This window comes from Kribbella sp. NPDC056345 (assembly GCF_042262745.1).
GTDB lineage: Bacteria > Actinomycetota > Actinomycetes > Propionibacteriales > Kribbellaceae > Kribbella.
Genome location: NZ_JBHJQQ010000003.1, coordinates 751,355 through 775,642 on the forward strand (window position 1 = coordinate 751,355; position 24,288 = coordinate 775,642).

At 69.5% G+C, this 24,288-nt stretch carries 20 protein-coding genes; 5 read left to right on the plus strand and 15 right to left on the minus strand.

The features are described from left to right. Nucleotide 1 precedes the first annotated feature (1 nt). Together ACFCV3_RS14255 and ACFCV3_RS14260 are read left to right on the plus strand one after the other, a co-directional pair. On the plus strand, nt 2–637 hold the full coding sequence (locus tag ACFCV3_RS14255) for an NAD(P)-dependent oxidoreductase (RefSeq protein WP_376030167.1): 636 nt from the start codon (nt 2–4) through the stop codon (nt 635–637). Between the two features lie 73 nt (nt 638–710). Then, entirely contained in the window at nt 711–2,045 is a 1,335-nt protein-coding gene (locus ACFCV3_RS14260; protein WP_376030168.1) for a hypothetical protein, read from the plus strand. A gap of 90 nt (nt 2,046–2,135) precedes the next feature. Here the strand turns inward: ACFCV3_RS14260 and hrpB are convergent, their stop codons facing one another. Genes hrpB through ACFCV3_RS14300 form a run of 8 tightly spaced genes read right to left on the minus strand, consistent with a single transcriptional unit; the run spans nt 2,136 to nt 11,584 of the window. After that, nucleotides 2,136–4,709 (minus strand): ATP-dependent helicase HrpB, encoded by a 2,574-nt coding sequence (gene hrpB / locus ACFCV3_RS14265; protein ID WP_376030170.1) that lies wholly within the window; start codon nt 4,707–4,709, stop codon nt 2,136–2,138. A gap of 24 nt (nt 4,710–4,733) precedes the next feature. Next, nucleotides 4,734–5,855, minus strand: a complete 1,122-nt coding sequence (locus tag ACFCV3_RS14270) for a zinc ribbon domain-containing protein (protein ID WP_376030172.1) — start codon at nt 5,853–5,855, stop codon at nt 4,734–4,736. Continuing rightward, the gene (locus tag ACFCV3_RS14275) at nt 5,839–6,384 is read right to left on the minus strand and encodes a phage tail protein (RefSeq protein WP_376030174.1); all 546 of its coding nucleotides are present in this window, start codon (nt 6,382–6,384) and stop codon (nt 5,839–5,841) included. Before ACFCV3_RS14275 ends, ACFCV3_RS14270 begins: the two co-directional genes overlap by 17 nt. A gap of 5 nt (nt 6,385–6,389) precedes the next feature. Beyond that, the gene (locus ACFCV3_RS14280; RefSeq protein WP_376030176.1) at nt 6,390–8,336 is read right to left on the minus strand and encodes a putative baseplate assembly protein; all 1,947 of its coding nucleotides are present in this window, start codon (nt 8,334–8,336) and stop codon (nt 6,390–6,392) included. Then, the gene (locus ACFCV3_RS14285; RefSeq protein ID WP_376030178.1) at nt 8,333–8,758 is read right to left on the minus strand and encodes a GPW/gp25 family protein; all 426 of its coding nucleotides are present in this window, start codon (nt 8,756–8,758) and stop codon (nt 8,333–8,335) included. Before ACFCV3_RS14285 ends, ACFCV3_RS14280 begins: the two co-directional genes overlap by 4 nt. A gap of 1 nt (nt 8,759) precedes the next feature. After that, a complete protein-coding gene (locus ACFCV3_RS14290) occupies nt 8,760–9,035 on the minus strand; it encodes a PAAR domain-containing protein (protein WP_376030180.1) in 276 nt (91 codons plus the stop codon). Nucleotides 9,036–9,045: 10 nt separating this feature from the next. Beyond that, nucleotides 9,046–10,878 (minus strand): VgrG-related protein, encoded by a 1,833-nt coding sequence (locus ACFCV3_RS14295; protein WP_376030182.1) that lies wholly within the window; start codon nt 10,876–10,878, stop codon nt 9,046–9,048. A gap of 1 nt (nt 10,879) precedes the next feature. Then, nucleotides 10,880–11,584 carry a LysM peptidoglycan-binding domain-containing protein gene (locus ACFCV3_RS14300; protein WP_132401903.1) on the minus strand — a complete coding sequence of 235 codons (705 nt, stop codon included), beginning with the start codon at nt 11,582–11,584 and terminating at the stop codon, nt 10,880–10,882. Nucleotides 11,585–11,753: 169 nt separating this feature from the next. On the opposite strand from ACFCV3_RS14300, the gene ACFCV3_RS14305 reads away from it, so the two are divergent. Both ACFCV3_RS14305 and ACFCV3_RS14310 read left to right on the plus strand, forming a co-directional pair. Further along, nucleotides 11,754–14,504, plus strand: a complete 2,751-nt coding sequence (locus tag ACFCV3_RS14305) for a BTAD domain-containing putative transcriptional regulator (RefSeq protein WP_376030183.1) — start codon at nt 11,754–11,756, stop codon at nt 14,502–14,504. A gap of 80 nt (nt 14,505–14,584) precedes the next feature. Continuing rightward, nucleotides 14,585–17,242 (plus strand): BTAD domain-containing putative transcriptional regulator, encoded by a 2,658-nt coding sequence (locus ACFCV3_RS14310; RefSeq protein ID WP_376030186.1) that lies wholly within the window; start codon nt 14,585–14,587, stop codon nt 17,240–17,242. A gap of 88 nt (nt 17,243–17,330) precedes the next feature. Here ACFCV3_RS14310 and ACFCV3_RS14315 read toward each other — a convergent pair whose 3' ends face one another. The 7 genes from ACFCV3_RS14315 to ACFCV3_RS14345 all read right to left on the minus strand — a co-directional run bounded on the left by ACFCV3_RS14315 (nt 17,331) and on the right by ACFCV3_RS14345 (nt 23,635). Further along, complete coding sequence (locus tag ACFCV3_RS14315; protein ID WP_376030188.1) at nt 17,331–17,969, minus strand: tetratricopeptide repeat protein; 639 nt, start codon at nt 17,967–17,969, stop codon at nt 17,331–17,333. 183 nt (nt 17,970–18,152) lie between these two features. Next, complete coding sequence (locus tag ACFCV3_RS14320; protein ID WP_132401921.1) at nt 18,153–18,590, minus strand: phage tail protein; 438 nt, start codon at nt 18,588–18,590, stop codon at nt 18,153–18,155. A 4-nt stretch (nt 18,591–18,594) separates the two neighbouring features. Beyond that, nucleotides 18,595–20,988, minus strand: coding sequence for a hypothetical protein (locus ACFCV3_RS14325; protein WP_376030190.1), 2,394 nt, complete (start codon nt 20,986–20,988; stop codon nt 18,595–18,597). Then, nucleotides 20,988–21,197: a DUF6760 family protein gene (locus ACFCV3_RS14330; RefSeq protein ID WP_376030191.1), complete on the minus strand. Its 210-nt coding sequence runs from the start codon at nt 21,195–21,197 to the stop codon at nt 20,988–20,990. The genes ACFCV3_RS14325 and ACFCV3_RS14330 overlap by 1 nt, the downstream gene beginning before the upstream one ends. Continuing rightward, nucleotides 21,143–21,604 carry a hypothetical protein gene (locus ACFCV3_RS14335; RefSeq protein ID WP_376030365.1) on the minus strand — a complete coding sequence of 154 codons (462 nt, stop codon included), beginning with the start codon at nt 21,602–21,604 and terminating at the stop codon, nt 21,143–21,145. The genes ACFCV3_RS14330 and ACFCV3_RS14335 overlap by 55 nt, the downstream gene beginning before the upstream one ends. Next, nucleotides 21,604–22,053: a phage tail protein gene (locus tag ACFCV3_RS14340; protein WP_376030193.1), complete on the minus strand. Its 450-nt coding sequence runs from the start codon at nt 22,051–22,053 to the stop codon at nt 21,604–21,606. Before ACFCV3_RS14340 ends, ACFCV3_RS14335 begins: the two co-directional genes overlap by 1 nt. A 25-nt stretch (nt 22,054–22,078) precedes the next feature. Next, nucleotides 22,079–23,635, minus strand: coding sequence for a phage tail sheath family protein (locus ACFCV3_RS14345; protein ID WP_376030195.1), 1,557 nt, complete (start codon nt 23,633–23,635; stop codon nt 22,079–22,081). 279 nt (nt 23,636–23,914) lie between these two features. Between ACFCV3_RS14345 and ACFCV3_RS14350 the strand changes: the two genes are divergently transcribed. Next, a complete protein-coding gene (locus ACFCV3_RS14350) occupies nt 23,915–24,271 on the plus strand; it encodes a cupin domain-containing protein (protein ID WP_376030196.1) in 357 nt (118 codons plus the stop codon). The last annotated feature ends 17 nt before the right edge of the window (nt 24,272–24,288 follow it).

Below are 24,288 nucleotides of genomic sequence, written 5' to 3' on the forward strand. Positions count from 1 at the left end.
CATGCGCATCCTCGTCTTCGGTGCCACTGGCGCAGTCGGCAGCCGCGTCATCCACGAAGCCGTCAACCGCGGCCATGAGGTGACCGCCGTGAGCCGCACGGCACCAAGCGCCCACACGTTCCCATCCACCGTCCACACGCGACAGGGCGACGCCTCTGACGCCGCCGCCGTGGCAGAGCTGGCCCAGGGCCATGACGTGGTCATCAGTGCGACCAGGCCGCGAGCCGGTCACGAAGACGAGCTGGCCCATACCGCCAAAGGCCTTCTGGACGGACTGCGCTCCGGCGGCCCGCGTCTCATCGTCGTGGGCGGTGCGGCCAGTCTGACCGTCCCCGGCACCGGTCGGACGCTGGTCGAGCAGCCAGGATTCCCCGCTGAGTACCGTCCGATCGCGGACGCCTGCAACGCACAGTTCGAGCTGATCAAAGCATCCACCGAGGTGGACTGGACCTACGTCAGTCCCCCGGACCTCCTTGAACCAGGGCCTCGGACAGGCAACTATCGGCTGGGGACCGACGAGCTGGTGATCGCTGCGGACGGTACCTCCTCCATCTCGATGGAAGACTTCGCCATAGCGCTCGTTGACGAGGCAGAGCGGCCCCAGCACCGCGCCCGCCGCTTCACCTTGGGCTACTAGGGCCATTCGGGTTGCCCGATCGGCTGTACTGCGGCTCGCTGTGCTCGGGCGCGTCTGACTCGATCCTTATGGGGTGTCTACTTCAGCGCGGTTGGATGTTGCGGAACTCGTCGTGGTGCCAGGTGTGGCGGCTCAGTGCCGGGTCACGGTGGCCAACCGCGGCTCTGTGGTCGAGGCCTACACGCTGACGCCGGTCGGGGATCTGGCTGCGTACGCGGTGATCGAACCGGCCGTGCTGTCGCTGTACCCGGACGCCGAGGGCAGTGCCACGGTGACGATCACCGTCCCCCAGGAGGCCGTCGTACAGGCCGGTGACGTGCCGTTCGGCGTACTGGTCGAGCCGAAGGAGCACCCGGCTGACACCGCGGTTCCTGAGGCCATGGTTCATGTGGAGCCGTTCAGTGACCTGTCTGCGGAGCTGACGCCGCGGACGTCGCACGGTTCGCGCGTCGGACGGCACACGGTGTCCATCGACAACCGCGGCAACCAGCCTGTGACGGTCGAACTGACCGGCAAGGACCCGGACGCCGTGATGGAGCTCCGCTTCTCCCCCAGCACGCTGGAGGTGCAGCCCGGTGCCGCTGCCTTCGCCAAGGTGAAGGCGCGTCCGCTGGACCGGATCTGGCGCGGTACGTCGAAGACGCGGCAGTTCAGCATCGTCGTCACCCAGGTCGCGCGGGGCAGCCATCCCGGCGCCACCATCACCAAGGTCGACGGGATGATGGTCCAGGACCCGATCCTGCCGTCCTGGACCGGCAAGGCGATCGTCGGCGCACTGGCCGCGGCTGCGTTGCTGACCGGCCTGTGGTTCGCCGTACTGCGGCCTTCGGTGGAGTCCGCCGCGCAGGACGCGGTCGAGAAGCCGCTCGCAGCCATCAAGAAGGAGACCGCGGTCGCGAAGGAGGTCGCCGTCAAGGCCGAGGAGAAGGCCCAGGTGGCGCAGGAGCAGTCCAACAACACCCAGAAGGGCCAGAACAACAAGGACAAGGCCCAGACCGAGCGTGACAAGGAGGCGGCCGCTGCAGCCGCCGCAGCCGTCGGTACGCCGTTCGCCCAGCGCTGGGCGCTGAACGCGAAACCGGGCGGGTCCGATCAGGCGACGTTCACGGTCCCCGCGGGCAAGATCCTGCGGATCACCGACGTGAACTTCGAGTCCCAGGGCAGCACCGGCTACCTCGACCTGCGCAAGGGCAAGGAGTCGCTGGGCGGCGTCGCTCCGCAGTACTTCCGCAACATCCAGGACTACCGCTACATCGCGCCGCTGGCGATCCTGCAGCCTGGCGAGAAGGTCGTGGTCCACCTGCAGTGCACCGCACCGGCGCCGGGGGCAACCATCTGCGAGAACGCGATCATGGTCGGCGGCAACCTGGTCGGCCTACCGCCGGCGAAGCCCGCGACCACCAGCTGACCCGCCGGACCAGCAGCATTCCTCCCCCACCAAGAAGCCCGGGGCCTCCCCCACGAGGTCCCGGGCTTCTCCTTGGGCGCGGCGCTCGGTTCACTGCCGAGGTTTCACTCGCTTGGTCGGGACGGCGGTGAGTGGATCCTCCGGCCACGGATGGCGCGGGTAGCGGGCACGCAGGTCGGCTCGGACCTGGGGATAGCCCTGCTTCCAGAACGAGGCGAGGTCGCTCGTGATCGCGACCGGGCGGCGGGCCGGCGACAGGAGGTGCAGGACGACTGGGACCCGCCCGTCCGCGACGGTCGGCGTGGCCGTCCAGCCGAATACCTCCTGCAGCTTCACGGCGAGGACCGGTGGCTCGACGCCGTCGTAAGCGAGTCGTACGTCGGACCCCGAGGGAACCTGGAGCCGTTCCGGTGCGAGTTCGCCGAACCGGCTTGCTGCGGGCCAGGGCAGTAGTCGCCGGAGCGCCGAAGCCACGTCGATGCGGGCGAGATCGCGCGCACCGCGCACCGATCCGAGCTCAGTACCCAGCCAGTCGTCGAGATCGGCCAGCAGCGCGTCGTCATCGACCGCCGGCCACGGGGCACCCAGGTGCGCGTGGCAGAACGCGAGCCGCTCCCGGAGCGCGAGTGCGGCCTCTGACCAGCGCAGTACAGACAGACCGCTGCGCCGGATGCCGTCGCGGACGGCCGCTTGGACGAGCAGCGGATCAGGCTTGGCCAGCGGAACGTCGTTGAGCACGATCGCGCCCAGCGCCTCGACACGCCGCGTCACGATCCGGCCGTCGTCCCAACGGATCTGGTCGGTGGTCGAGACGAGATCCCCGGCGAGGTCTCGCGCGGTCTGCTCGTCGATCGGCGCCGCAGAACGAATCCTCGCGTCAGCGCGACCAGGCGCCCGGTCCGCAACCGCGATCGCCAGCCAGGCCGTGCTCCGCAACGGCGACGCCGGATCCAACGCAGCCCCAGTCCCACCAGCCATCTGGTACGTCGCCGAGTCCGCCCCGCGGACCCGCGCAATCCGATCCGGATAAGCCAGCCCCACGACAACCCCTGCGGCCAGATCATCCGGCACACCACCAGCCCGCCGCCCAACCGGTACGGCGTCGCCCGTCCCCCGACCAGCCGTCGTACTGGCTGTCGGCCGCGCTCCGCCTTCGTCCGCCGGGGCACCCGTTGTCGCGACTCGTCCCAGGCGTTTGGTTTCTTCTCGCCAGCGGGCGGTGGCTGCGCGGTCGTCGCCGCGGCGGAGGGCTCGCCAGCGGGCCGGCAGATCATCACCGAAGTCGCGGCCGGAATCGTCCGAGAGCATCGCGACGACCTCGCGCGCCCGATCGGCACCGACCCGCGGCGTCCCGTCCAGCAACGCGCGAGCCAACCGGGGGTGCGCCCCGATCGCCGCCATCCGCCGCCCCCGCTCAGTGATCCGGCCGCCGTCGTCAACGGCATCGAGGCGGCGCAGCAGTTCGGTCGCCGCGTTCATCGCCACCACCGGCGGCGCCTCGAGCAAGCTGAGACCGTCACCGGCGGGCGCACCCCACGCCGCGAGGTCGAGAGCGAAGCCGGCCAGATCGGCGATCGCGATCTCCGGCGCTGGATGATCGTCGAGATGCAGGTGGTCGGTGGCGGACCAGCACCGATAGACCCGGCCCGGCGCCTCCCGCCCGGCACGACCCGCTCGCTGGTCGGCCGACGATCGCGACACCCGGCAGGTCACCAACGCACCAAGCCCACGCGATTGATCGGTCCGCGGCTCCCGAGCCAGACCCGAGTCGACCACAACCCTGACCCCGGGCACCGTCAGCGAACTCTCCGCGACCGACGTCGTGACCACGATCCGCCGCGTGGCGGCCGACGCCAGCGCGCGGTCCTGCTCAGCCCGCGACTGCCGACCGAACAACGGCAGGACGTTCTCACCCGCCAACCGCCGCGTCACACCGTTGATCTCGGCCTCCCCCGGAACGAATACGAGGATGTCGCCATCGTTCTCAAGCAACGCACGCCGTACGACGTCCGCGACGTGATCCAGCAGCCGCGGATCGACCCGCCCACCGGGAAGCAGCGGCACCGGGACCGGTGGTGGCGCCCACTCGACCGCCACGTCGAACAGCGCCGCCGACGCGGTGATCACCGGCGCCTCACCCAACGCGCGACTCAACCTGACCGTGTCCGCCGTGGCCGAGGTCGCAACGAGCGCGAGGTCGTCACGAAGATTCGCCCGGATATCGACGCAGAACGCGAGCAGCAGATCGGCATCGAGGTGCCGCTCGTGACACTCGTCGATCACGATCGCCGCCACGCCCGGCAATTCGGGGTTCTGCTGCAGACGCCGTACCAGCAGGCCTGTCGTCACCACCTCGACCCGGAGCCCGTTACCGCCGCTGCGTTCACCGCGCATCGCATAGCCGACCCGCTGCCCGAGCGGTTCACCGACCAGCATCGCCAGCCGCGCCGCCGCCGCGCGGGTAGCCATCCGCCGAGGCTCGGCGACGAGGACGGTGCCCCCGAGCGCGTCGGCCAGCGCGAGCGGCAACAGCGACGTCTTCCCGGATCCAGGCGGCGCCACCAGCACCGCCGTACCGTGCGAGCGCACCGCATCGACTGTTGCCGGCAGCACCGCCCGGACAGGCAGATCCGCTCCAGGTACCGACGTTTCAGGCAGCAGCACGCCCCGACGCTAGCCGACCGGGTTTCAGGGCTTCCCGAAGAGCTCGATCTCGGCGATCGCGGTCAGGGTCGCGCGGCTCGGGTTGATGCTGCGGACGACGGCGATCTGGACACCGCGGGCGTCGTCGACCTTCAGCTTGAACTTCTGGTACTTCGAGCTGTCCGCGAGCCGGAACCTCTTGATCACCGGCTTGTCTCCGGTGAACACGGTGATCTCCAGCTCGGCCGGCCGCGGTCCCGCGACGAACTTCGGTGTCTGGTCCGAGACCCCCGCATAGATCCCGAACTGCGTGAGCCGGACGGGCTGCTGGAACGTCCCGGTCACGTACGGCCCGACCACCGCGTTCTTGCCGACCTTCGGCGCTCCCCAGTAGGTGTTTTTCGCACCGTCGAACGCAAGGGCCGGCGCTTGTTTGCCGACCGCTCCGCTGCCTTTGATGTTCGTCAAATGCACTGGCTGGGGATCGGTCACCATGTCCTGCACGGCGTGTACTGCCCGCATCACCAGCGGGCGCTGGGGAAACGCGAGGATGCCGCCACCAGCCAGCAGAGCCAGTACGACGCCAATCCGGGTCGCACCGCGGAACCGGCGCCGCGCGTTGCTCGGCCGGAACCGGGTGCCCGCGGCATAGACGCGCTCGCGGCCGAGGAAGCGCCGCCACCAGGCGGTCTTCCGGATCACCTTCGCGTCGACCAGGCTGAACCCGCACTTGGCGCAGAACCGCCGGGTGCCCTCGTTCGGCATCCCACAGCCGCCACAGATCCGGGAGCCGGTCGGAATGATCACCGGCGACTTGGACCGCCGCGGCATCTTCCGCTTGACCGTCTGCGGCTGCCGTGAGCCCGGCTGGCGCGCAGGCTGCTGTGGCTCCGGTTGCCTGGGCACCTGCTCCGGTGCGGGCAACGGGACGGGCCGCTGGATCTCCTGAGCCGGCACGGTCGCCACTGCTGCCGCTGCGGGTTGTGCGACTACCGGTACCTCCGCTGCGGGTTGTGCGACAGCCTCTTGCGGCTGTACGACGACCGGCGTCGGCACAGCACCCGGCTTCTCGACCTTCTCGCCCTCCCACTCCAGGAAGACCCCGCAGCGCGCACAGAAGACAGTGCCGTCCTCGTTCTGCTCTCCACAATCACTGCACAGGATCATTGCCGACCTCCATGACCTCGATCCGGGCCGGCAGATTCGCCGGCCGTAGCGCTTCGACAACGCGGTGCACGACCGCCCCGTCTGCTTCGTGCGGCACCCGTACGACGAGGCGCGGCAGATCGGAGCCCGGTGGCGCGGACTGCGCTTGCGCGGACCACGCCGTACCACCTGACTCCGTGATCTCGGCTTCGATCCCACAGGCCAGCCGCAGGGTCTCGCGCAGCGCGGAAGCTGCGCCGCGGGAGCCATGCAGCTCAACCGCGGCCGCCACCAGCAACCGCTGCCGGTCCGCCGGGATGCGTGGATCGGTGAACGCCGCCACCCAGGAGCCGAGCACCTCGACGAAGTCCTCGGGTGCCAGGGCGGGATCCAGGTAGGCCGGGAAGTTATCCAGCGTGGACACCACCGGCGCCAGGGCATCGTCGAAGACTCCGGTCAGCCGCGCCGCGAGATCGTCCTCGGCGTACAGGCCGGGCAGGATCGCCAGCAAGGGGTGGGGGTTGTGTAGACCGTCGACCAGGCCGCGCATGGGTACTACCTCCGTACCTGGATCTGGTGCTCGAACGAGAACACCAGCTCCGTCCGGGCCAGGTCGATCCGCTCGACCGGCGTCTCACTACGCGTTCCGAGGACCGGATCCGCCAGGTACAGCCGCACGTCCTCCACTGACTCGACACCGCGCACACGCTGCAGGGCGGCGTGGATGTCACCGGTCTGTACGGCGCGGCCGAGCGGCCAGCCGTCTTCGCGCGGACCGCCGACCTGCGGGTGCAGAAGGCGGTAGACCGCTGAGAGCGCTGCTGGGCGTACACGCTCCGACGATGCGTCCGCTGCTGCCGTCAACCGAGCTACCACCGTCACTGCTCGGTAGTACGGCGGTTCGATCAGCAGGCGGGCGCCGAGCATCCGGCGCGGCTCCAAGTGCTCGGCCAGTCGCTGCAGCACTTCGTCCGAGGGCCGCAGAGCGCCGAAATCGGTCTGGGCCTCCGGGTCGCCGGACAGTCGCGGAATCACCAGCAGGCGAACGACATTCGGCTCACTCTCGTCTCCCGGGACGCAGTGCACGCGACCGAGCTCGGGAGTCGCCTCACGCGCGAGCAGCTCGTAGTCCTCGGCTGTGACCGCGCGGGACGCCGTACGCAACGAGAGCGGTCCACGCTGCATCGCATCGGCCACCTGCTCACCGTCGACGCCACCTATGGCGGGGCGCCGGTTGTCGACCTCGGACACGAACGGGAGCGAGCTCTTGAGCACCCGGAGAGCGTGGGCGGCGACGTTGCCGGCGCTGCCACCACCGATCCGGTACCGGTCGAGCCGCAGTACGGCGCCCTTCGGCGGGACCGCGCCGTACGACGTCAGTGCGCCGTCGGGCTGGCGGACCGCCGGACCGAACAGCAGTTGGCCGGTCTGCCGGTCGAGTGCGAAGTGGCGATCGTCGGCCGTGGACGCGGCGAAGCTGTCGACCAGCGTCCATTCCTGCCAGCCGTCGTCGGTCCCGACTCTCAAGATCTCGGGATCTGCAGAGAGCGCGATCGGGCGACGCTCGAGAACGAAGCGCTGACCGGCGCTGCCGTCGCTGCGCCCGATCTCCTCGAACAGGACGGCCTCGGCGTGCTCCGCGGTCGCCGTACCGCCGATCGTGGACGCCTCGACCGAGCGCAGCTTCGGCGACTCGCTGTAGAACGGCTGGTCGACGTCCGGCTCGGTCAGGACACAGCGCAGCCAGCCGGCCCGCTGTTGCGCGATCACCGACGGGACATGATCACGCGGAACGTGCAGCACGATGTCGCCGGCCCGGTTGAGACCACCGGTACCGTCGCGGTCGACCTCGCAGGGAGCCCAGTCCTCACCGTTCCACGCCTCCCAGCGCAGCGGCGGATCCAGCGGATCGACGCCGATACCTTCGACCTCGCAGTCCATCCGGAGCAGGATCGCGCAGGACGGCGCTGCCTCGGTGAGACCCACGTAGAGAGCGCTCCCTGGCGCCGGCGGCTCGGGGAAACAGTCGAACCCGACTCCGTCCTGCAGCTCGACGGTCCGGTCCATCGCCCCGCCACCAACGTTGCCGGTAGCAACGGTCTGCAGAGCGGTGGCCACGATCGGCAAGTCGTCGACGGTACTGAACCCGATTGCCTCGTCGTGCTCGGTGCGCAGCGTCGCGACCTCGGTCCCGGCCCGGACGGTGATCGTCTCGGGCTGGGCCGCGGACAGCCAGAAGGTGACGTCGGCCCGGGCCGCGGCCGGCGCGAACAGCTTCACGCCGATCAGGTCCAGGAAGCGCAGGTAGTTGCGCTCCGGCACCCGGTTCAGCCGATACATCAACTGATCGACCATCGTGGCGAACGCCTCCACGAGGGTGACCCCAGGATCGGAAACGTTGTGGTCGGTCCACTCCGGGCAGCGCTGCTGGATCATCCGCTTGGCGTCGTCCACCAGCTGCTGGAATCTGCGGTCGTCGAGATTCGGCGCGGTCAAGGTCATGATGTAGCTCCAGCGGCGTCGATCTCGATGTGCTCGGGGATCAGGTAGAACGGGAAGACGAGATTCCGGGGGTTGTTGCTGCCGCGGATCGTGTAGTGCAGGTCGATATAGAGCGCTCCCTCGTCGACCTGGTCGAAGTGCACCTGGACATCGAGCAGGTCGATCCGCGGCTCCCAGCGGTCCAGCGCGATCCGCACGTCGGCGACGATCTTGCCGGCCGTGGTCGCGTTCGCGGGCGCGAAGATGTGGTCCTGGATCCCGCACCCGAACTCCGGCCGCATCGGCCGCTCACCGGGTGCGGTCCCGAGGATCAGCCTGATGCTCTCCTCGATCTCCCGGTCGGCCCGGACCAGCGCGACCCGCCCGGTCGCGTCCGTACGCAACGGGAAGGCCCAGCCGGCACCGACGAACTCCGAGCTCACCTCATCCTCCGATCAGCACAGTGGGCGCGCCCATCGCGATGGGTGCGCCGCAGGCGGTCATGTCCCCCAGCCGCGCGGCCGGCAGGCCGCCGATCAGCACAGTCATCGACCCCGGCGGTACGACGGCCGACGGCGGATGCAGCGGGATCGCGCAGATGTGCGGGGTGCCGACCGTCGCGGCCGGCATCCCGCCGATCAGTACCGTCGGCACTCCCGGTGGTCCGAGCGCGCCGCCGTGTGCGGTCGGGTCGCCCACCCGGGCTGCTGGTCCTGGCATACCCCGCTCCTCAGTTGATCTTCACGAGTGCGGCCTGCAGCGTGAGCGCCGCGCCGCCGGTGATCTCGGTCGCGGCCTGCCCCTTGACGCCGACCTTCGCGGCCGACAGCGTCGCCTCCGCGGTCCCCTGCAGGGCGACCTTCACGCCCTTGACGTTCACGTCGCCGGTCCCGCCGTCGAGCGTGATCCCGGTCCGCGCAGAGAGCGCGATCTTGTCGCCGCCGCTGATCTTCACGCTGCCGTTCTGCGCCGTGATGTCGACGCTGTCCTTGGCCTCCACCACGACCTTGCCGTCGCTGTGAACGGTGATCACGGGTCCGTTCCCGGCATCCATGGAGACCTTCAGTTTGCCGTCGCCGGTCTGCAGCCAGATCCCGTTCTGCGCCGCCGCCTCGAGCAGTTCGAGCGAGTGTCCGGTGCGGCTGACCATCGCGCGCCGGCTCACCTGACCCGCGCCCGCGTCCACGCTGTCCGACTGAGCGGCGTACGGCAGGTTCTTGGCGCTGTAGAGACCACCGAGCACGTACGGCGCGTCGATTGCACCGTGGTCGAACGCGACCAGCACCTCGTCGTTGACCTCCGGGATGACCATCGCGCCGCGGTTGTTGCCGGCACCGGCCTGGACGACCCGCGACCAGGTGGTGGCGAAGTCGTCGTGCATCCACGGCAGCCGGACCTTCACGCGGCCGAGCTTGTCGGGGTCCTTGATGTCGGTGACGACCCCGGTGACGATGCCGTGCCGCTCGGAACCGGAGCCGCCGCTCAGACCGAGCATCGAACGATCCTGCTGCCCGGTGACCGAGATCAGTGTGGTGTAGCCACTGTCGTTGTCGAAGACGTGCCGGACCCGGGAGAGCGTGTACTTGCCGTCGAACGGCGCACCAAGGTTGCTGAGGGCAACGGCCGAGCCGGCATGCAGGTTCGGGTTGCCCCGGCATACGCCTTCCAGCTCCGCGAAGGTCCCCGCCACACGCTCGGCGAGCGCCTTGGCGGCGGCCTCCGCAGTCGCCTGGGTGCGGTGCGGAACATGAGTCACCACCCAGGGCTGCGCTCCGAACGACTTGGCCAGCTCCGCGGGCTTCGCGCCGATCTCAGCGGTCTTCGTCTGGACCGGCGCAGTCGCAGAAACCGCTCTCTGACTGGCGTCGTCCCAGCCACGGACCTCGACCGAGGGCACTTGGCCGGCCGCGGTCACCGCCGTACGCAACCTCAGGAGGTCGGATCCGAGCTCAAGGGCCTGGGGCTGGGTGCCGTCCGAACCGCTCGGCGCGGTCGCGGCATCGACCGGTTTGGTAAAGGCGAGCGTCTTGTTCTCGACGGCCAGGTGGTAGCCGACGCTGTCGGCGAGCGCGCGCAGGAAGTCCCAGTCGGTCTGGTTCGCCTGACTGACCAGGTCGTGCACCGTACTGGTCGAGTCGATCTTCGCGGTCCGGATGTTGTTGCGCTGAGCAACCTTCCGGACGATGTCGCTGATCGTCGACTGCTGGTACGTCATGCTCCGGGTACCGCGCAGCATCCGGTGCGCCGCGTCGTACCCCCGCACCACCGTGAACGTGCCGGTGCTGTCCACCTCGATCTCGAGCGCGGTCACCTCCGCGATCAGGAGATCTCGGGGAGCGCTCTCTTGGAGCGCATGCACGGAGAGCTTGATCTCGGCACCGATCGTGATCTGCGATTTCGCGAGCACCAGGCGGTCGGGATCCCGGAAACGCAGCGTGAACATGTCCGGGAGATGCAGGTTGTCGTCCACCCAGACCCCGGCCACGAGCGCCAGCAGATCCTCAGAGAGCGCTCCCCCGGCGACGCTGATCCCGAGCGTGCTGGTGATATTGGCATTGGCCATCTCAGCCCGCCAGCAGTTCGTCCGGGGACGGCAGCAGCAGCGTGCTGCCGGGTGCGACCCGGTGCGGGTCGTCGATGTCGTTCGCCGCGGCCAGCGGCCGCCACATCGCCGGATCGCCGTACTCGGCGTACGCGACCGCGGCCAGCGTCTCGCCCTCCAGCAACACATGGGTACGGCGGGCGGTCAGGCTGCCCGAGGTCGGGTTCTGCTTGGGCGTGATCGCCGGCATCTCCTGCAGATCGACCGTGCAGGTCGCCCGGACCGGCGTTCCCTCGGGGGTGAAGAGCGTGTACTTCGCGGTGACCGAGGTGATGAAGCTCGGGAAGAAGTCGAGCGCTCCCCAGTGGAAGACCACCAGCGGCGGGACCGGCTTGTTCTTGCCCAGGCTGTTGTCTGTCGGGGCACAGCACTCGAAGAGCGATTTCACCGCCTTCACCACGGAGTCGTTCATGGTGTCGGTGGCGTCGAAGAACATTTCCACCGTCAGCTTGCCGGGCTCCGGCCCCTGGAACTCCGGCGGCGCGGCCTTCTTCGATCCGCGGGCCGGCTCGCTGTTCCACTTGGCGGCCTTCTTGACGGTGAGCTCGTTCGGGTTGAACTGGAACGCGATCGTGCCCTTGGTCGCGCCGAGCGTGGCGCCGGCGCCCTTGTTCGGCATCGCCTCGTGGATCTCCAGGTAGGCCTTCGCCAGATTCCCACGCGCCACCGCCCGCACCACCCCTCATCACCGGCCGGCTCTCCAACCGGACCTTGCTGTCGAGGCTAGGGACGCGGCCGCCGGTCAGGCAGGTGCACCAGCGCCGCACCGAGGGACCTCCCCTCTTCCCGAAAGGGCAGGGCGAATTAGGATTCCCTGACAACGTTCTCCGCTGGGGGTGAGAGCGACGGGGCATCCGTTTCTGCAGATCGGCGTTCTCGGGCCGGCCGAGCTGTTGACGCCTGCCCGCGAACCGGTGCCGCTGCGGCAACCGCTCAGCCGGGCGCTCGCGGTCCGACTGAGCCTGGCCCGGGGCAAACCCGTTGCCGACAGCATCCTGATCCGCGATCTCTGGGGCGACGACGACGCGGCCCGGCCACTGGCCCGGCTGCGGGTGCTGGCCTCCCGGCTGCGCGGTGCGCTCGGCGACCACGCCGGGGCGCTGCAGCGGACCTCGGCCGGCTTCAGCCTGCAGGCCGAGCCGGCCGACCTGGACGCCGCTGAGAGAGCGCTCTCTGAGCTCGAGCCCCTTCGGCGCAGCGGAGACAAGGCCGGGGTGTTCGACACCGCCGCCGCTGCGCTCTCGCGCTGGCGCGGAGATCCGCTCTCCGATCTGGACGGGATCCCGTTCGTTGCTGCAGAACGGCAACGCTTGGGATCCCTGCGTCTGGAGCTACAGCTGGCCTGGGCTGAGTCCGGCCTCTCTCTCGGCAAGGTCGTCGAGCCGGAGCTTGAGCGACTGATCTGCGTCCACCCGTTGCACGAACGGCTGGTCGGGCTCTCCGCGCAAGCGCTCTTCCGCGCCGGCCGTCAGGCCGATGCGCTGGACCGGTTACACGCGCTGCGAGTGCGGCTGGCCGACGAGCTCGGCATCGACCCAGCGCCCGCGACGGTCTCTCTCGAGAACGACCTGCGCACCCGACTCACGGCCGCGCCCAGGCCGCGGACCTCGCTGCCGACTGCAGCGCGGACGTTCGTCGGCCGCGAGCAGGAGCAGGCCGAGCTGCTGCAGCAGATTCAGCAGCCCGGCCTGACCACCTTGCTCGGCGGCCCCGGCGCCGGGAAGACCCGCCTCGCCCGGGAGCTCGCCGCCCGGACGACCGAGAGCGGCCGCTCTGTCGCCTGGCTGGACCTCGCTCCCGCTCAGCCGGGAGACGACCTAGAGAGCGCTCTCGCCGGAGCTGCCGGGGCCACCAGCGGCGACCACTCGATCGGCCACTCCGCGGAACTGCTGACCGACGCACTCCTCGTCGTCGACAACGCCGAGCACCTGGTCGAGCAGGTCGCCACGATGATCGACGTACTGCGGTTCAAGGCGACCGGCCTGTCGATCCTCGTCACCTCGCAGCGCCCACTCCGCCTGACCGACGAACAGCTCCACCGGGTCGCCGCCCTGACCGCCGCGGAGGCGACGCGGTTGTTCTGTGACCGCAGCGGTGCTGAACCGAGCGCGGCAGTCGACCGGATCTGTACGGCGGTCGACCGCCTCCCACTCGGGATCGAACTCGCCGCCGGCCTGACCCGAACGCTCTCGGTCGACCAGCTAGCCCAGCGAATCGACCACCGCCTACGCCTACTCGTCCGCGGCCTCCGAGACGCCGGGCCCCGGCACGTGAGCCTCCGCTCAGCCCTCGACTGGAGCCACGAACTCCTGAGCCCCCAGGAACAAGTAGCCCTCCGCCGCCTAGCCGTCTTCGCCGCCGGCTGCACCCCCCAAGCCGCCGCCTTCGTCCTCACCGACACCGGTGGAGGGATTGGTGCTGAGCAGGTCGACGGGTTGCTGGCCGAACTGGCGGACCGGAGTCTGATCACCAGCGGCGACGAACGGATCGGGCTGCTGGAAACGGTTCGTGAGTATGCGCTCGATCAACTGCGTTCGTCGGGGGAAGAGAGTGCGCTCCGGCATCGGCACGCTGCGTGGTGTGTGGAGCTCGCGAAGTTCGGCGGAGCGTACGGACCACAAGATCAGCGTCTGCTCCTCGGGGAACCGGAGCTTGCTCGCCTGGTCCGGCTGGAAGAACCCAACATGCTCGCCGCCATCGACTGGTGCATGGGTGAGGGCGATGACCCCGGCCGGGTCAGTGAGTTCGTCGCACCACTCGGTTGGCACTGGATGTCCCGCGGGATGATGGCCCAGGCCAGCGAGTGGTTGTGCGCGTCGCTGCCCGCCTTGGCCGCGGGAACAGCGGAGCGCGGGAACGCTCTCCGGGGATTCGCGTTCCAAGCCCGCAGCGTCGGCCGGTACGCCGAAGCGCTCGAGGCCGGACTGGAGTGTCTGGAGATCCAGCGGGCGCTGGGTGACGACCGCGGTCTCGCACGGACGTACCACGTGCTGACGCTCACCTGTCTCGGACTCGACGACGTGTACTCCGCTCTCGACTATGCACACCAGGCCGGGACGATGGCCCGGGCCTTGGATCTGCCGATCGTGCTCGGTGCCTCGCTCAACTGCAGCGGCCTGGGATTGCGCATGCTCGGCTATCCGGACGCGGCCAAGGAGATGTTCGAGGAGGCGTACGACATCTGGGCCGCGGTCCGCGACGACGAGGGTCTCGTGCTGGCGTCGAACCATCTCGGCGTATTGGCTGTCCAGGCCGGGGAAACCGTTGAGGGGCGGCGCAGGGCACTGTTCTGTCTGCGGATGGCACGCGGTATCGGCGGACTGCTCGGGATCCTGGACGGTCTCGCCCTGCTCGCCACCGTCGAGGCCGCCGAGGGCAACCACGAAGAAGCAGTCCGGCTGATCGCCGTGGTCGAGCACCAGCGCGAGGAGCTGAGCAGCCCAATCCAGGTCGCCGATGAGGCCAGCGCTCTCGCCGCCGCCTGGGCGATGTGCCGTCAAGCGCTCGGTGCCGAGGCCGATCAACTCGCGGAGCTGTCGCGTCGTCAGTCGCCGGAGACGCTCGCCGCCGAGATCCTGGCCGGCTGATGCGTCTCGAGACGCACGTTCTCGAGATGCATGTTCTCGGGCCACCCGAGATCTTGTCTGCGTCCCGAGAAACGTTGCTGGTGCGACAGCCGCTCGCTCAGGCGCTCGCGGTGCGGCTCGCGCTCGCCCGCGGTGAAGCCGTTGCCGACGACATCTTGATCCGCGATCTCTGGGCGGACGAGGAGGCCGCCAGACCGGCCGCCCGGCTGCGAGTCCTGGCCTCACGGCTGCGTGGCGCGCTGGGGAAACACTCGACCGCGCTCCGCCGCAGCCCGGCCGGATTCAGCCTGCTGGCCGAACCCACCGATCTGAGCGCCGCCGAGAGAGCGCTTTCTACGGTCGACGCAGTACGGCGTTCAGGAGATCAGGCCCGAGTGTTCACCACGGCCGCGGCCGCGATCGGTCTGTGGCGCGGGGATCCGCTGGCGGGGCTGGAGGACATTCCGTTCGTCGACGCGGAACGGCGGCGGATGCAGACGCTCCAGGTGGATCTGCAGCTCGCGTGGGCCGAGGCCGGGCTGGCGCTCGGCCGAGCGGTCGGGCCAGAGCTCGAGCGAATGATCGCCGTCCACCCATTGCACGAACGGCTGGTCGGGCTGTCCGCCCTCGCCCTGACCCGAGCCGGCCGCCAGGCGGAGGCCCTCGATCGGTTGCGCGGACTGCGATCCCGCCTCGCCGACGAACTCGGGATCGATCCGACTCCGGAGACCGTCGCACTCGAGGACGATCTGCGCGGTCACCGCCCACCGGCACCGCGGATTCCGTTGCCGACGGCAGCGAAAAACTTCGTCGGCCGCGATCGCGAACTGGCCTCCCTGTTGCGCGAACTCCGGCGGCCGACGCTGATCACGCTGCTGGGCGGACCGGGCGCCGGCAAGACGAGACTGGCCCGAGAGGTCGCCGCGCAAGCCGCCGAGCACGGCCGCTCCGTGGCGTGGTTGGACCTCGCCCCGTTGCGTCAAGGCGACAACCTGATCGCCGCACTGGCTGGTGCCGTCGGAGCCGACGGCGGTGGCGAGTCACTCGGACACTCCGCCGAACTGCTGGCCGGCGCGCTGCTCGTCGTCGACAACGCCGAGCACCTCGCGGACGGCGTCGTACCGATGGTCGAGGCTTTGCAGCTCAAGGCGGTCGACCTGTCGATTCTGGTCACTTCGCAGCGCGCGCTGGGACTGCCGGACGAGCATGTACGACGTGTTGGGCCGCTGCCGGCTGCGGATGCGACTCAGTTGTTCTGCGACCGAAGTGGTACCGAGCCAAGCCCTGCGGTGGAACAGATCTGCGCCGCGGTCGACCGGCTCCCACTCGGCATCGAGCTGGCCGCGGGTCTGACGCGGACGCTGTCCGTCGAGCAGCTCGCGGCACGGATTGATGGCCGGCTGCGACTGCTGATCCGTGGATTCCGGGATGCGAGGACTCGCCATTCGAGTCTGCGGGCAGCTCTGGACTGGAGCCACGAACTGCTGGAACTACCGGTACGAACGGTTCTGCGGCGGATGGCGGTCTTCGCCGGCGGCTGCACATTGGACGCGGCCGAACAGGTGCTCGCCGGTGACGGCATCGAGACTGACGAGGTCGCCGAGCTGCTCGCGGTCCTCGTCGACCGCAGTCTGATCACGATGGACGCGGACGAGCGGTTCAGTTTGCTGGAGACCGTGCGCGAGTACGGTCTCGAACAACTCCGGGCGGCCGGCGAAGAGACCGCCGTACGGAATCGGCATGTTCGCTGGTGTGTGGAGCTGGCACAGTTCAGCCGGCATGCGGCAGCGCTGCATCAGCGGCTCGCGTTACGTCAGCAGGTGACCGGGCGGGTACTGCGGCTCGAGGAGCCGAATCTGGTGGCCGCGATCGACTGGTGCCTTGCCGAGGGCAACGATCCGGCGCGGGTCGGTGAGATCGTCGCGCCATTGTCGTGGCATTGGCTGTTCCGCGGTCTGATGGGCCAGGCTCGTGCGTGGTTGCGGGCGTCGCTGGCCGGGCTCACCGAGCCGACTGTCGAGCGCGCGGCCGCGTTGGCTGGGTTGGCTGCGCAGACCCGGTTCGCGGGTGGGTTTGCCGAGGCGCTGGAGGCCGGGCTGGAGAGCGCGGCCATCTATCGGTCGCTCGGCGACAAGCGTGGGCTGGCGATCGCTTCCCAAGGGCTGACGTTAACGAGTCTTGCGCTTGATGACGTGTACGCGGCATTGCAGTTCGGGCGCGAGGCCGAACTGCTCACTCGCGAACTGGGGATGGGCGTCGTACTGGGTGCTGCGCTGAACTGCAACGGGATGGCGCTGCGGCAACTCGGCTATCCGGTCGAAGCCCGGGCCTACATCGCCGAGGCGTACGACGTCTGGGCGGAACTGAACGACGAACAGGGCAAGGTGCTGGCCATCGGGAGTCTCGCTCTCCTGGACATCCAGGCCCGTGATCACGAGAACGCGCGTTCTCGAGCGTTGGAAGCGCTCCGGATCGCGCGCGGGATCGGGTACTCGACCGGCGTACTGGATTGTTTCGGGCTGCTCGCGATCCTGGCGGCCGCCGAGGGTTCGTACGAGCTCGCCGTCCGGCTGCTCGCGGTCAGCGACCACCAGCGCGCCGAGATCGGCGCCCCGGTCCTGCTCGCCGACCGGCGGCAGGCCGAAGTCACCGCGTGGGCTCAGTGCCGCGCCGCACTCGGGCCCGAGACCGACCGCCTCGCCGCCCTCGCCCGCCACCAGGCCCCTGAGCCCCTCGCTGCTGAGCTTCTCGCCCTGTGAACTGCCAGGTCGCGGCGCCCTGGCAATTAGACAAGAAGTCTTGTGCAAGATACATTGTGCTGGCTTTGCGACGCGGGAGCCGTTGAGGTCAGAGGCGCCCGCGGGCTGCGGTGAGCTGGTTCAGGATGGCCGTTGCGCCGGCTGCCTCGGCGAGCGTGGTCGCCTCGGCCAGCAGAGCCTCTGCGTCGGCTGACCGGCCCTGGTCGATGGCGAGGTGAACGAGACCGACCAGGTTCGCCGCCACGCCTGCTGTGAACCCGAGCGTCCGGCGGAGCTCGGTGGACTCCCCCAGCAGCTGAGCCGCTTCGTCGGCGCGACCCTCCCGGTGGGCAGCGATGCCGAGGTGCCGGAGAGCGTACGACAAGATCAGCTGGTCTCCGCTCTGACGAGCCAGCGCGGCCGACGACTCCAACGCAGCCAGCGCCGACTCGGCGTCGTCCCGGACGACCTGGTGGAAGCAACCGATCCAGAACAGCGCTTCCGCGCGGCCGCGCTCGTCCCCCAGCGCCTCGTACAGCTCGAGAGATCGTCGGAACAGTTCCAGCTCACGCGGATCCTCCTGTTCCCGCCCGTCGAGGAAGTGAGCATGCAGAAGCTTGCCCCGAGCCAGAGCCAGCTCCGCCTCGGCCGCATTCAGCTCCCGATCCACACCAGCCAGCCCTGTCACGTCCCCCTGGAAGATCGCCCGCTCGTACTGCTCACACGCCCGCCCCACACGCTCATCCACCCCACCAACCTAGCCAGCACCAAGCTCAGCCCTCGCGATCCCGCGGACGCGCAGGCCATCACAATTGGGGAATGCGGGCCGGCGTACGCCTGAACGTGGGTGCCGAGGTGCAGTTGTGATGGCCTGCCGGTCCGCCCCGTGGGCGTGGTGGGACCGCGCCCGCTGGCTTCGGTCGACGGATGGTCAGGAGCCGGTGTCGATGAAGCCGTGGTGGGCTATCTCGATGGTTTCGGTGAGGACGTCGGCTGGGCCTTTGGAGAAGGTAGGCCCGGTCCAGCGGACCGGGATGACGTCGATGAGGCCCCAGCGGGCGACGACTGTGCCGTCCGCGGTCATGGCGGTGATCTGGCCGGTACGGCGCTGGACCCCGGCGGCGAGACCGGAGATCCACTTGGCCACGCGCTCGGTCTCCTTGGTGAGCGGGCGGGTGAGCTTGATGTTCGGGAACTTCAGGCGGGACGGGATCTGCAGCATGTAGGCGTTGTTGCCGCCTTCGTTGCGCTGCTCGATCACGACCTCGACGCCGAGTCCTTCACAGCTCGTGAACAGGCCGAGGTCGACCTCGTCCACCTGCACCATGAACCGGACACCGACCGCCGGCATCACGTCGGTACCACTCATCGCGTCACCACATCCGATCCATCAGGGTGCCTGTTCGGTCGCGATCGACGACCAGTTCTGCGCGGAGGCGGCGGGCAATCGGTTCGTACAGCCGCCGGGCCAGTCCGTCGACGTCGGCGGCAGAGAGCGCTCCCCCGGTTCCCGATGGCGTTCCCGCGGCGGCCGCCGTACTGGCTGTTGTGGGGGCGGCTGCTGGTGCGGCGGATGGGATCGCGACCGAGGTGGCGCCGTCGTCGGCGCTGACGCTCTCGACCACGCTGCCTTCGACCAGACCACCCGCCGCGGCAGACCCCGCAGCGGGCGGCCTGGCCACCGCCAGCGGGCGCCCGGCGTCACCGGCCGAGCTGCTGACGGTGGTCATGCTCCCCTGGGTTGCCGAACTGGTCGGCCTGGCAGATCCGGAACTCGCAGCCATGCTCGGCGGGGCGGCAGAAACCGTTGGCAGGCTGTCGAGACCAGCGGTGGAACCGGAGCCGTTCCCGTGGCCTCCGGGCGCCGCGGCGCTGGACTGGCGACCGTTGCTGTCAACAGATGGCCCTGCGCTGTCGACCGAGTGTGGCGGGAGGTAGGTGATCGGCTGCGCCGGTGATGCACCGTCACCGCCGGCCGGGGGTGACAGCATCTCGCTGACATCGGAGCTGAGAGCGCGATCTCCGAGCAGCGGCACGGTCGCACCCGAGGCGCCGGTCACGTCCTGGAAGGCACCGGCGACGACCGGTGGCCCCGAGAGCATCTGGTTGCCACCAGCAACAGATCGAGCCAATGCCATGGCCGGTACGGCGGCAGCGGGCGAACTGGGGATCGCCACTTCGGTGGAACCGGCGGCGGCGAGGTCCGCGGCTGAGGGGACGGCGGATGAGCCGGTACCAGCGGGCGGGGCGGCGACCGGCAGGGTCTGGGGCGGGAGCGGTCCGGCGAGCGGGGCCCCGAGGCCGGCCCGGCGGCGGGAGAGACCGGCAGGCGCCCCTGCCGGAGCCACCGGGCCGGCCGATTGAGTGGCCACCGGCAGATCGGCAGCGGTTGCGCCGGGAGCGATCTCCTCGGCTGGGCTGGTTCCGATCCCGGCCGAGGACGTGAGGCTCGGGAACATGTTCTGGAGCGTCGGGACAGAGAGCGCTCTCCGCGCGTCGGCTGGAAGGGCCGCGGTGACCTGGCTCAATCCTGGGGCAGCAAGCCGTGCCACCGGCAGCGAGTCTGCTGAACCGGGCGCGCCGAGGAGAGCCGAAGCCGCGGACGCCGTACCGGCACCTGTGGTGGAGCCGGCCGACCCCTCCAGCCCTGGTCCGACAGGTGAACTGGTTGCTGGGGGCAACATGCCGCGGGCGTCGGACGGCGCCGGGGTGCCCAGGAGCGCTGAGGCTACGGCCGCCGTACCGGGTCCGAAGCCTGCAGACGCGGGTCCGGCCAGAGGCAGTGAGCCGGCCGAATCCGAGTTGCCGACAGCATCCAGGCCTGGTGTGGAGCGCGAGCCGATAGCGGAAGCGAGAGACGAGGCTAATGCGGGCGCCGCTCCGAGAGACGGGGCGGAACTGGCTGCTGCTGCTCCGCCGCCGGCCAGGACTTCGCTGAAGGTGGGCTCATTCATGAGTGCTGCAAGGGCCAGAGGCAGCTGCCCGTCGGACACGGCGGAGCCGGCCGAACCCGAGGTGCCTAGGAGCGCACCCATGGGTGTGGGCGCACCGCCGGACGCGGAGCTGGCGCCCGCGCCGGCCGTGGGAAGGGCACCGGCCATCGGTCCAGCGCCGGGCAGGGAACCAGAGCCGAATGCGGCCGCAGAGTCCGGGCCGAGGCCGACCGAACCGCCGGACCCGAAGCCGGCCGCGGCGCCGGAGCCGAGGCCAACCCCCGAGCCAGACCCGAAGCCCGCCGCGGCACCGAGGGCGAACGCCGCCCCAGAGCCCAAGCCCGCCGCGGCGCCGAGGGCGGCCGCCGAGCCAGAGCTGAAGCCCGCCCCAGTACCGGAGCCGAGGCCAGCCCTCGAGCCAGGGCCCAAGCCTGCCGCGGCACCGGGGCTGAGGGTGGAGCCTGAGGTTGTGGGAGCGGATGCGCCTAGCGCTGCGGCAGCGCCGGAGCTGCCGGGGGGTTTTCTGGTGAAGGCGTTGCGGACTGCCTGGATGACGCGGCCGATGGGGCCCGCGGAGGGCTCGGCGGGGCTTTCGGGCTCGCCGGTCAGGGCGCCAGGGAAGGAGTTGTACGGGCGGACGTCGAGAGCTGAGTCGCCGCCGTACAAGCGGGGCTGACCGGTGCTGACGATGTCGGTCAGGAGGCCGCCGGGGCCGGCCGGGTCCAGCTGGTGGGCCATGTCTCCGGTGAACGCCGGTGAGCGCCACGACGGGATCCAGTCGCCGCTCGGTGGGCGCAGGGTGGACGGGGCGCCTTGGGCTAGCTGGCCGATCATCAGTTCCCCTCGGTGATCCGGCGGTTGATCTTGGAGATCTCAGTGACGAACGCCTGCCGCTGCGGGTGTTCGAGGTCGAGGATGTCGTCCAGGCGCCAGTGGAAGTGATAGGCGACGTACGCGATCTCCTCCTGCAGACGGCCGGTCGCGTACGTCAGGATTCCCCCAGGCGGCCACCGGCGATGTCGACCGCGAACTGCTGTTCGCACGACGGGCAGGTGACGGCGGCCCGGGTGTGGCCCTCGGAGTTGATCCGGCGGTAGAGGTCCTGGAGGAAGGCGACATCCGAGGCGAACATGTTCTCCACCAGCTGGGCGTCGATCCGGGAGACGTCGCCGAGGCGGGTGATCACGCGGGCCAGCAGGACGACTGTGGTGAAGGCCGGGTTCTCCTGGACGCGGGCGTCGTACAGGGGCAGGAGTTCGTCGCGGGCTGTTGCCAGCCGCATCGTTCCGGACTTGTGGACGACGCCGTCCGCGTCGACGTAGCCGCGCGGGAGCTCGAAGTCGAACTCGGTGCGCAGCGTCGGCGCGGGAGCGACCGCCGCCGGGGCGGGCGCGGGCTCCGGGGAGGGAGCCGCGTCCGCCACCAGCGTGTTCGTGTGGGCGCGACGCATCACGCGTACTCCATCTCGTCCCAGCACACGGTGAACTCTTCGGTCAGCGCTTCGGTCGAACCGGCCTTCAGCGTGCCGCCGAGCTCGACGTCCTTGATCCAGCAGTTGCGGAAGTTCAGGCGCTTCAGCGGCTGGCCGTCGGAGGTGTAGATGCAGACCTCGGCAGTCTTCCGGGCGCCCTTGATGTCGCCCTGCATGACGGACTTCAGCCAGTCGGTGACGGTCTTGGAGTCCGTCAGGCCGCGCTTGATCTTGAACTGTCCCGCCTTGTTCTTGCCCATCACCTGCCGGGTGATGAACTTGCCGTCCTTGGACTGCTCGGAGTACGTGATCATGTCGACCTCGGCCTTCAGGCCCGAGACCTCCATGACATAAGGCACCTCGACCCCGTCGATCGACACACTGAACGAATACGCGGTCGCCATATCCATGGCGTCAGCGAGTGGCATGGAACTCTCCCTCTTCTAAGCGTGACTACTCGTTGACGAGACTGGTGCCGCCGGAGAACTGCGACAGCTGGAACACCACGAACTCGGCCGGTTTCACCGGCGCGATACCGATCTGGCAGGTCACCTGACCGGCGTCGATCGCCTCGGCCGGGTTGGTCTCCCGGTCGCACTTCACGTAGAACGCCTCGTCCGGAGTGAGCCCGAACAGCGCGCCCTTGCGCCACTCGTTCACCAGGAAGGCGCTGATGGTACGGCGGACCCGCGCCCACAGCGCATCGTCGTTCGGCTCGAAGACCACCCACTGGGTGCCGTTGAGGATCGACTCCTCCATGTAGTTGAAGAGCCGGCGGACGTTGATGTAGCGCCACGCCGGATCCGACGAGAGTGTGCGGGCGCCCCAGATCCGGATGCCGCGGCCCGGGAACGCGCGCAGGGCGTTCACGCCGACCGGGTTCAGCAGGTCGTGCTCGGCCTTGGTGATCGTGGTCTCGAGCGCGATCGCACCGCGGACGACCTCGTTCGCCGGGGCCTTGTGGACACCACGGGACTCGTCGGTGCGGGCCCAGATGCCGGCTGCGTGACCGGACGGCGGGACCAGGATGTTGCGGCCGGACGCCGGGTCGAAGGTCTTCGCCCAGGGCCAGTACAGCGCGGCGTACCGCGAGTCGTAGCCGGCCTGGTTCATCCGCCAGTCCTTGATCTGCTGGGCGTTCAGCCCGGGCGGCGGGTCGATGATCGCCATCCGGTTGCCCATCAGCTCGCAGTGCGTGATGACGGCCTGCTGGACCGAGTGCACGGTCTCCAGGTCGATCGCGCCGCGCTGGTAGGCGCTCATCAGATCCGGTACGGCGACGATCGTGACGTCCTCGATCGCTTCCAGGCTGGAGAATCCGGTCCGGTCGGCGACGTCACCGACGTAGTCGGCGGCACCGACACCTTCGCCGGTCGCGGCCGCGGACGGCGGGGCCACCAGCGACTTCTTGCCCTTGGCAACCGGTTCCAGAGCGGCCGACGGGGCCAGCTCCTCGACCTTGACCAGCTTGGACTTGGCGTTCACCACGGTCGCGACGTTGTTCGTCTTGTCCGCGCGCCGGTCCGGGACGACCGGGTCGTACTCCTCGGTCGGGCGGCCGTTCGCGCGCACGGTCAGCTTGATCGCACCCTCGGGCGCGTTCTCGGTCCCGCTGTCGGCGACCTCGACGGTGACGTCGGGGCTCTTGCCGTTGGCGCTCTCGATCGCGGTCACCTTGTAGTGGCCGAGGGTGGTCTGCGGCGCACCGGCCGGCAGCTCCTTGGGCGCCTGGCCGTTACCGGCCGGCTCGGCACCGATCCGGATGATGTACGCCGCCGAGCCGCCGTTCTGGATGTAGCCGAAGACGGCATGGGCCAGGTACGAACCCTCGACGAAGTCACCGAAGGTCTGGGTGAACTGCGTCCAGTTGGTGATGAGCGTCGGGGTGTTCAGCGGGCCCTTCTCGGCGAAGCCGACGAACGCGGCGACCGCGGTACCGACGCCTTCGATCGGCCGCTGCCCGGCCTCCACCTCCTCGACGTAGACACCGGGCGACAGGTAGGTCGGCATTTTCACTCCTTCGAGCTGGTCTGGGTCTCGCAGTCAAGCGTCCTGGTTCGCGGGCTTGCGCGGTACGTCCGCCCGGACGAGGCCCGGGGAAGGAAGCGGTGCACCATCGGGCAGGCCCCGTCATCGGTTGGTAAGGCCTGCTGAGCGAGGGCAGTTCTTGACATGACGGACCAACCGGCGTCCTCTGTGAGGAGAAGCATTGTGGCGGGGACGATGGTCGGCCTGGGGAGCGCCGACCACCTTTGATGCAGGAGGCAAGGACCGAGAGACGGAGACATCATGTCCGGCAAGCAGAACATCGACAGTCCGCACGAGCAGCGCTCCTTCAAGGACCACGGGCATCTGGACGTGGTCACCGTCGGCGGGTTCACGCTCGGACGTGGGGTCTTCGAGCCCGGCTGGCGCTGGTCCGAGGACGTCAAGCCACTGGCCGGTACCGAGTCGTGCCAGACCCACCACACCGGCATGTGTCTCTCGGGCCAGATGACGGTCCGGTTCGACGACGGCCAGGAGCTCGATGTGGGGCCCGGTGACGTGGTGGACCTCGATCCCGGACACGACGCGTGGACGGTCGGCGACGATCCGTGCGTGATCCTCGACACCGGTATCGCCGGCTACGCCAAGCCCGCCAGCTAATAGGCCTACCGCTTGGC

Coding starts and splice junctions, on each gene's coding strand:
- ACFCV3_RS14255 (WP_376030167.1), top strand. CDS start 2: ATGCGCATCCTCGTCTTCGGTGCCACTGGCGCAGTCGGCAGCCGCGTC.
- ACFCV3_RS14270 (WP_376030172.1), bottom strand. CDS start 5,855: ATGATCCTGTGCAGTGATTGTGGAGAGCAGAACGAGGACGGCACTGTC.
- ACFCV3_RS14275 (WP_376030174.1), bottom strand. CDS start 6,384: ATGCGCGGCCTGGTCGACGGTCTACACAACCCCCACCCCTTGCTGGCG.
- ACFCV3_RS14280 (WP_376030176.1), bottom strand. CDS start 8,336: ATGACCTTGACCGCGCCGAATCTCGACGACCGCAGATTCCAGCAGCTG.
- ACFCV3_RS14290 (WP_376030180.1), bottom strand. CDS start 9,035: ATGCCAGGACCAGCAGCCCGGGTGGGCGACCCGACCGCACACGGCGGC.
- ACFCV3_RS14295 (WP_376030182.1), bottom strand. CDS start 10,878: ATGGCCAATGCCAATATCACCAGCACGCTCGGGATCAGCGTCGCCGGG.
- ACFCV3_RS14320 (WP_132401921.1), bottom strand. CDS start 18,590: ATGAGTGGTACCGACGTGATGCCGGCGGTCGGTGTCCGGTTCATGGTG.
- ACFCV3_RS14325 (WP_376030190.1), bottom strand. CDS start 20,988: ATGATCGGCCAGCTAGCCCAAGGCGCCCCGTCCACCCTGCGCCCACCG.
- ACFCV3_RS14335 (WP_376030365.1), bottom strand. CDS start 21,604: ATGCGTCGCGCCCACACGAACACGCTGGTGGCGGACGCGGCTCCCTCC.
- ACFCV3_RS14340 (WP_376030193.1), bottom strand. CDS start 22,053: ATGCCACTCGCTGACGCCATGGATATGGCGACCGCGTATTCGTTCAGT.
- ACFCV3_RS14345 (WP_376030195.1), bottom strand. CDS start 23,635: ATGCCGACCTACCTGTCGCCCGGTGTCTACGTCGAGGAGGTGGAGGCC.
- ACFCV3_RS14350 (WP_376030196.1), top strand. CDS start 23,915: ATGTCCGGCAAGCAGAACATCGACAGTCCGCACGAGCAGCGCTCCTTC.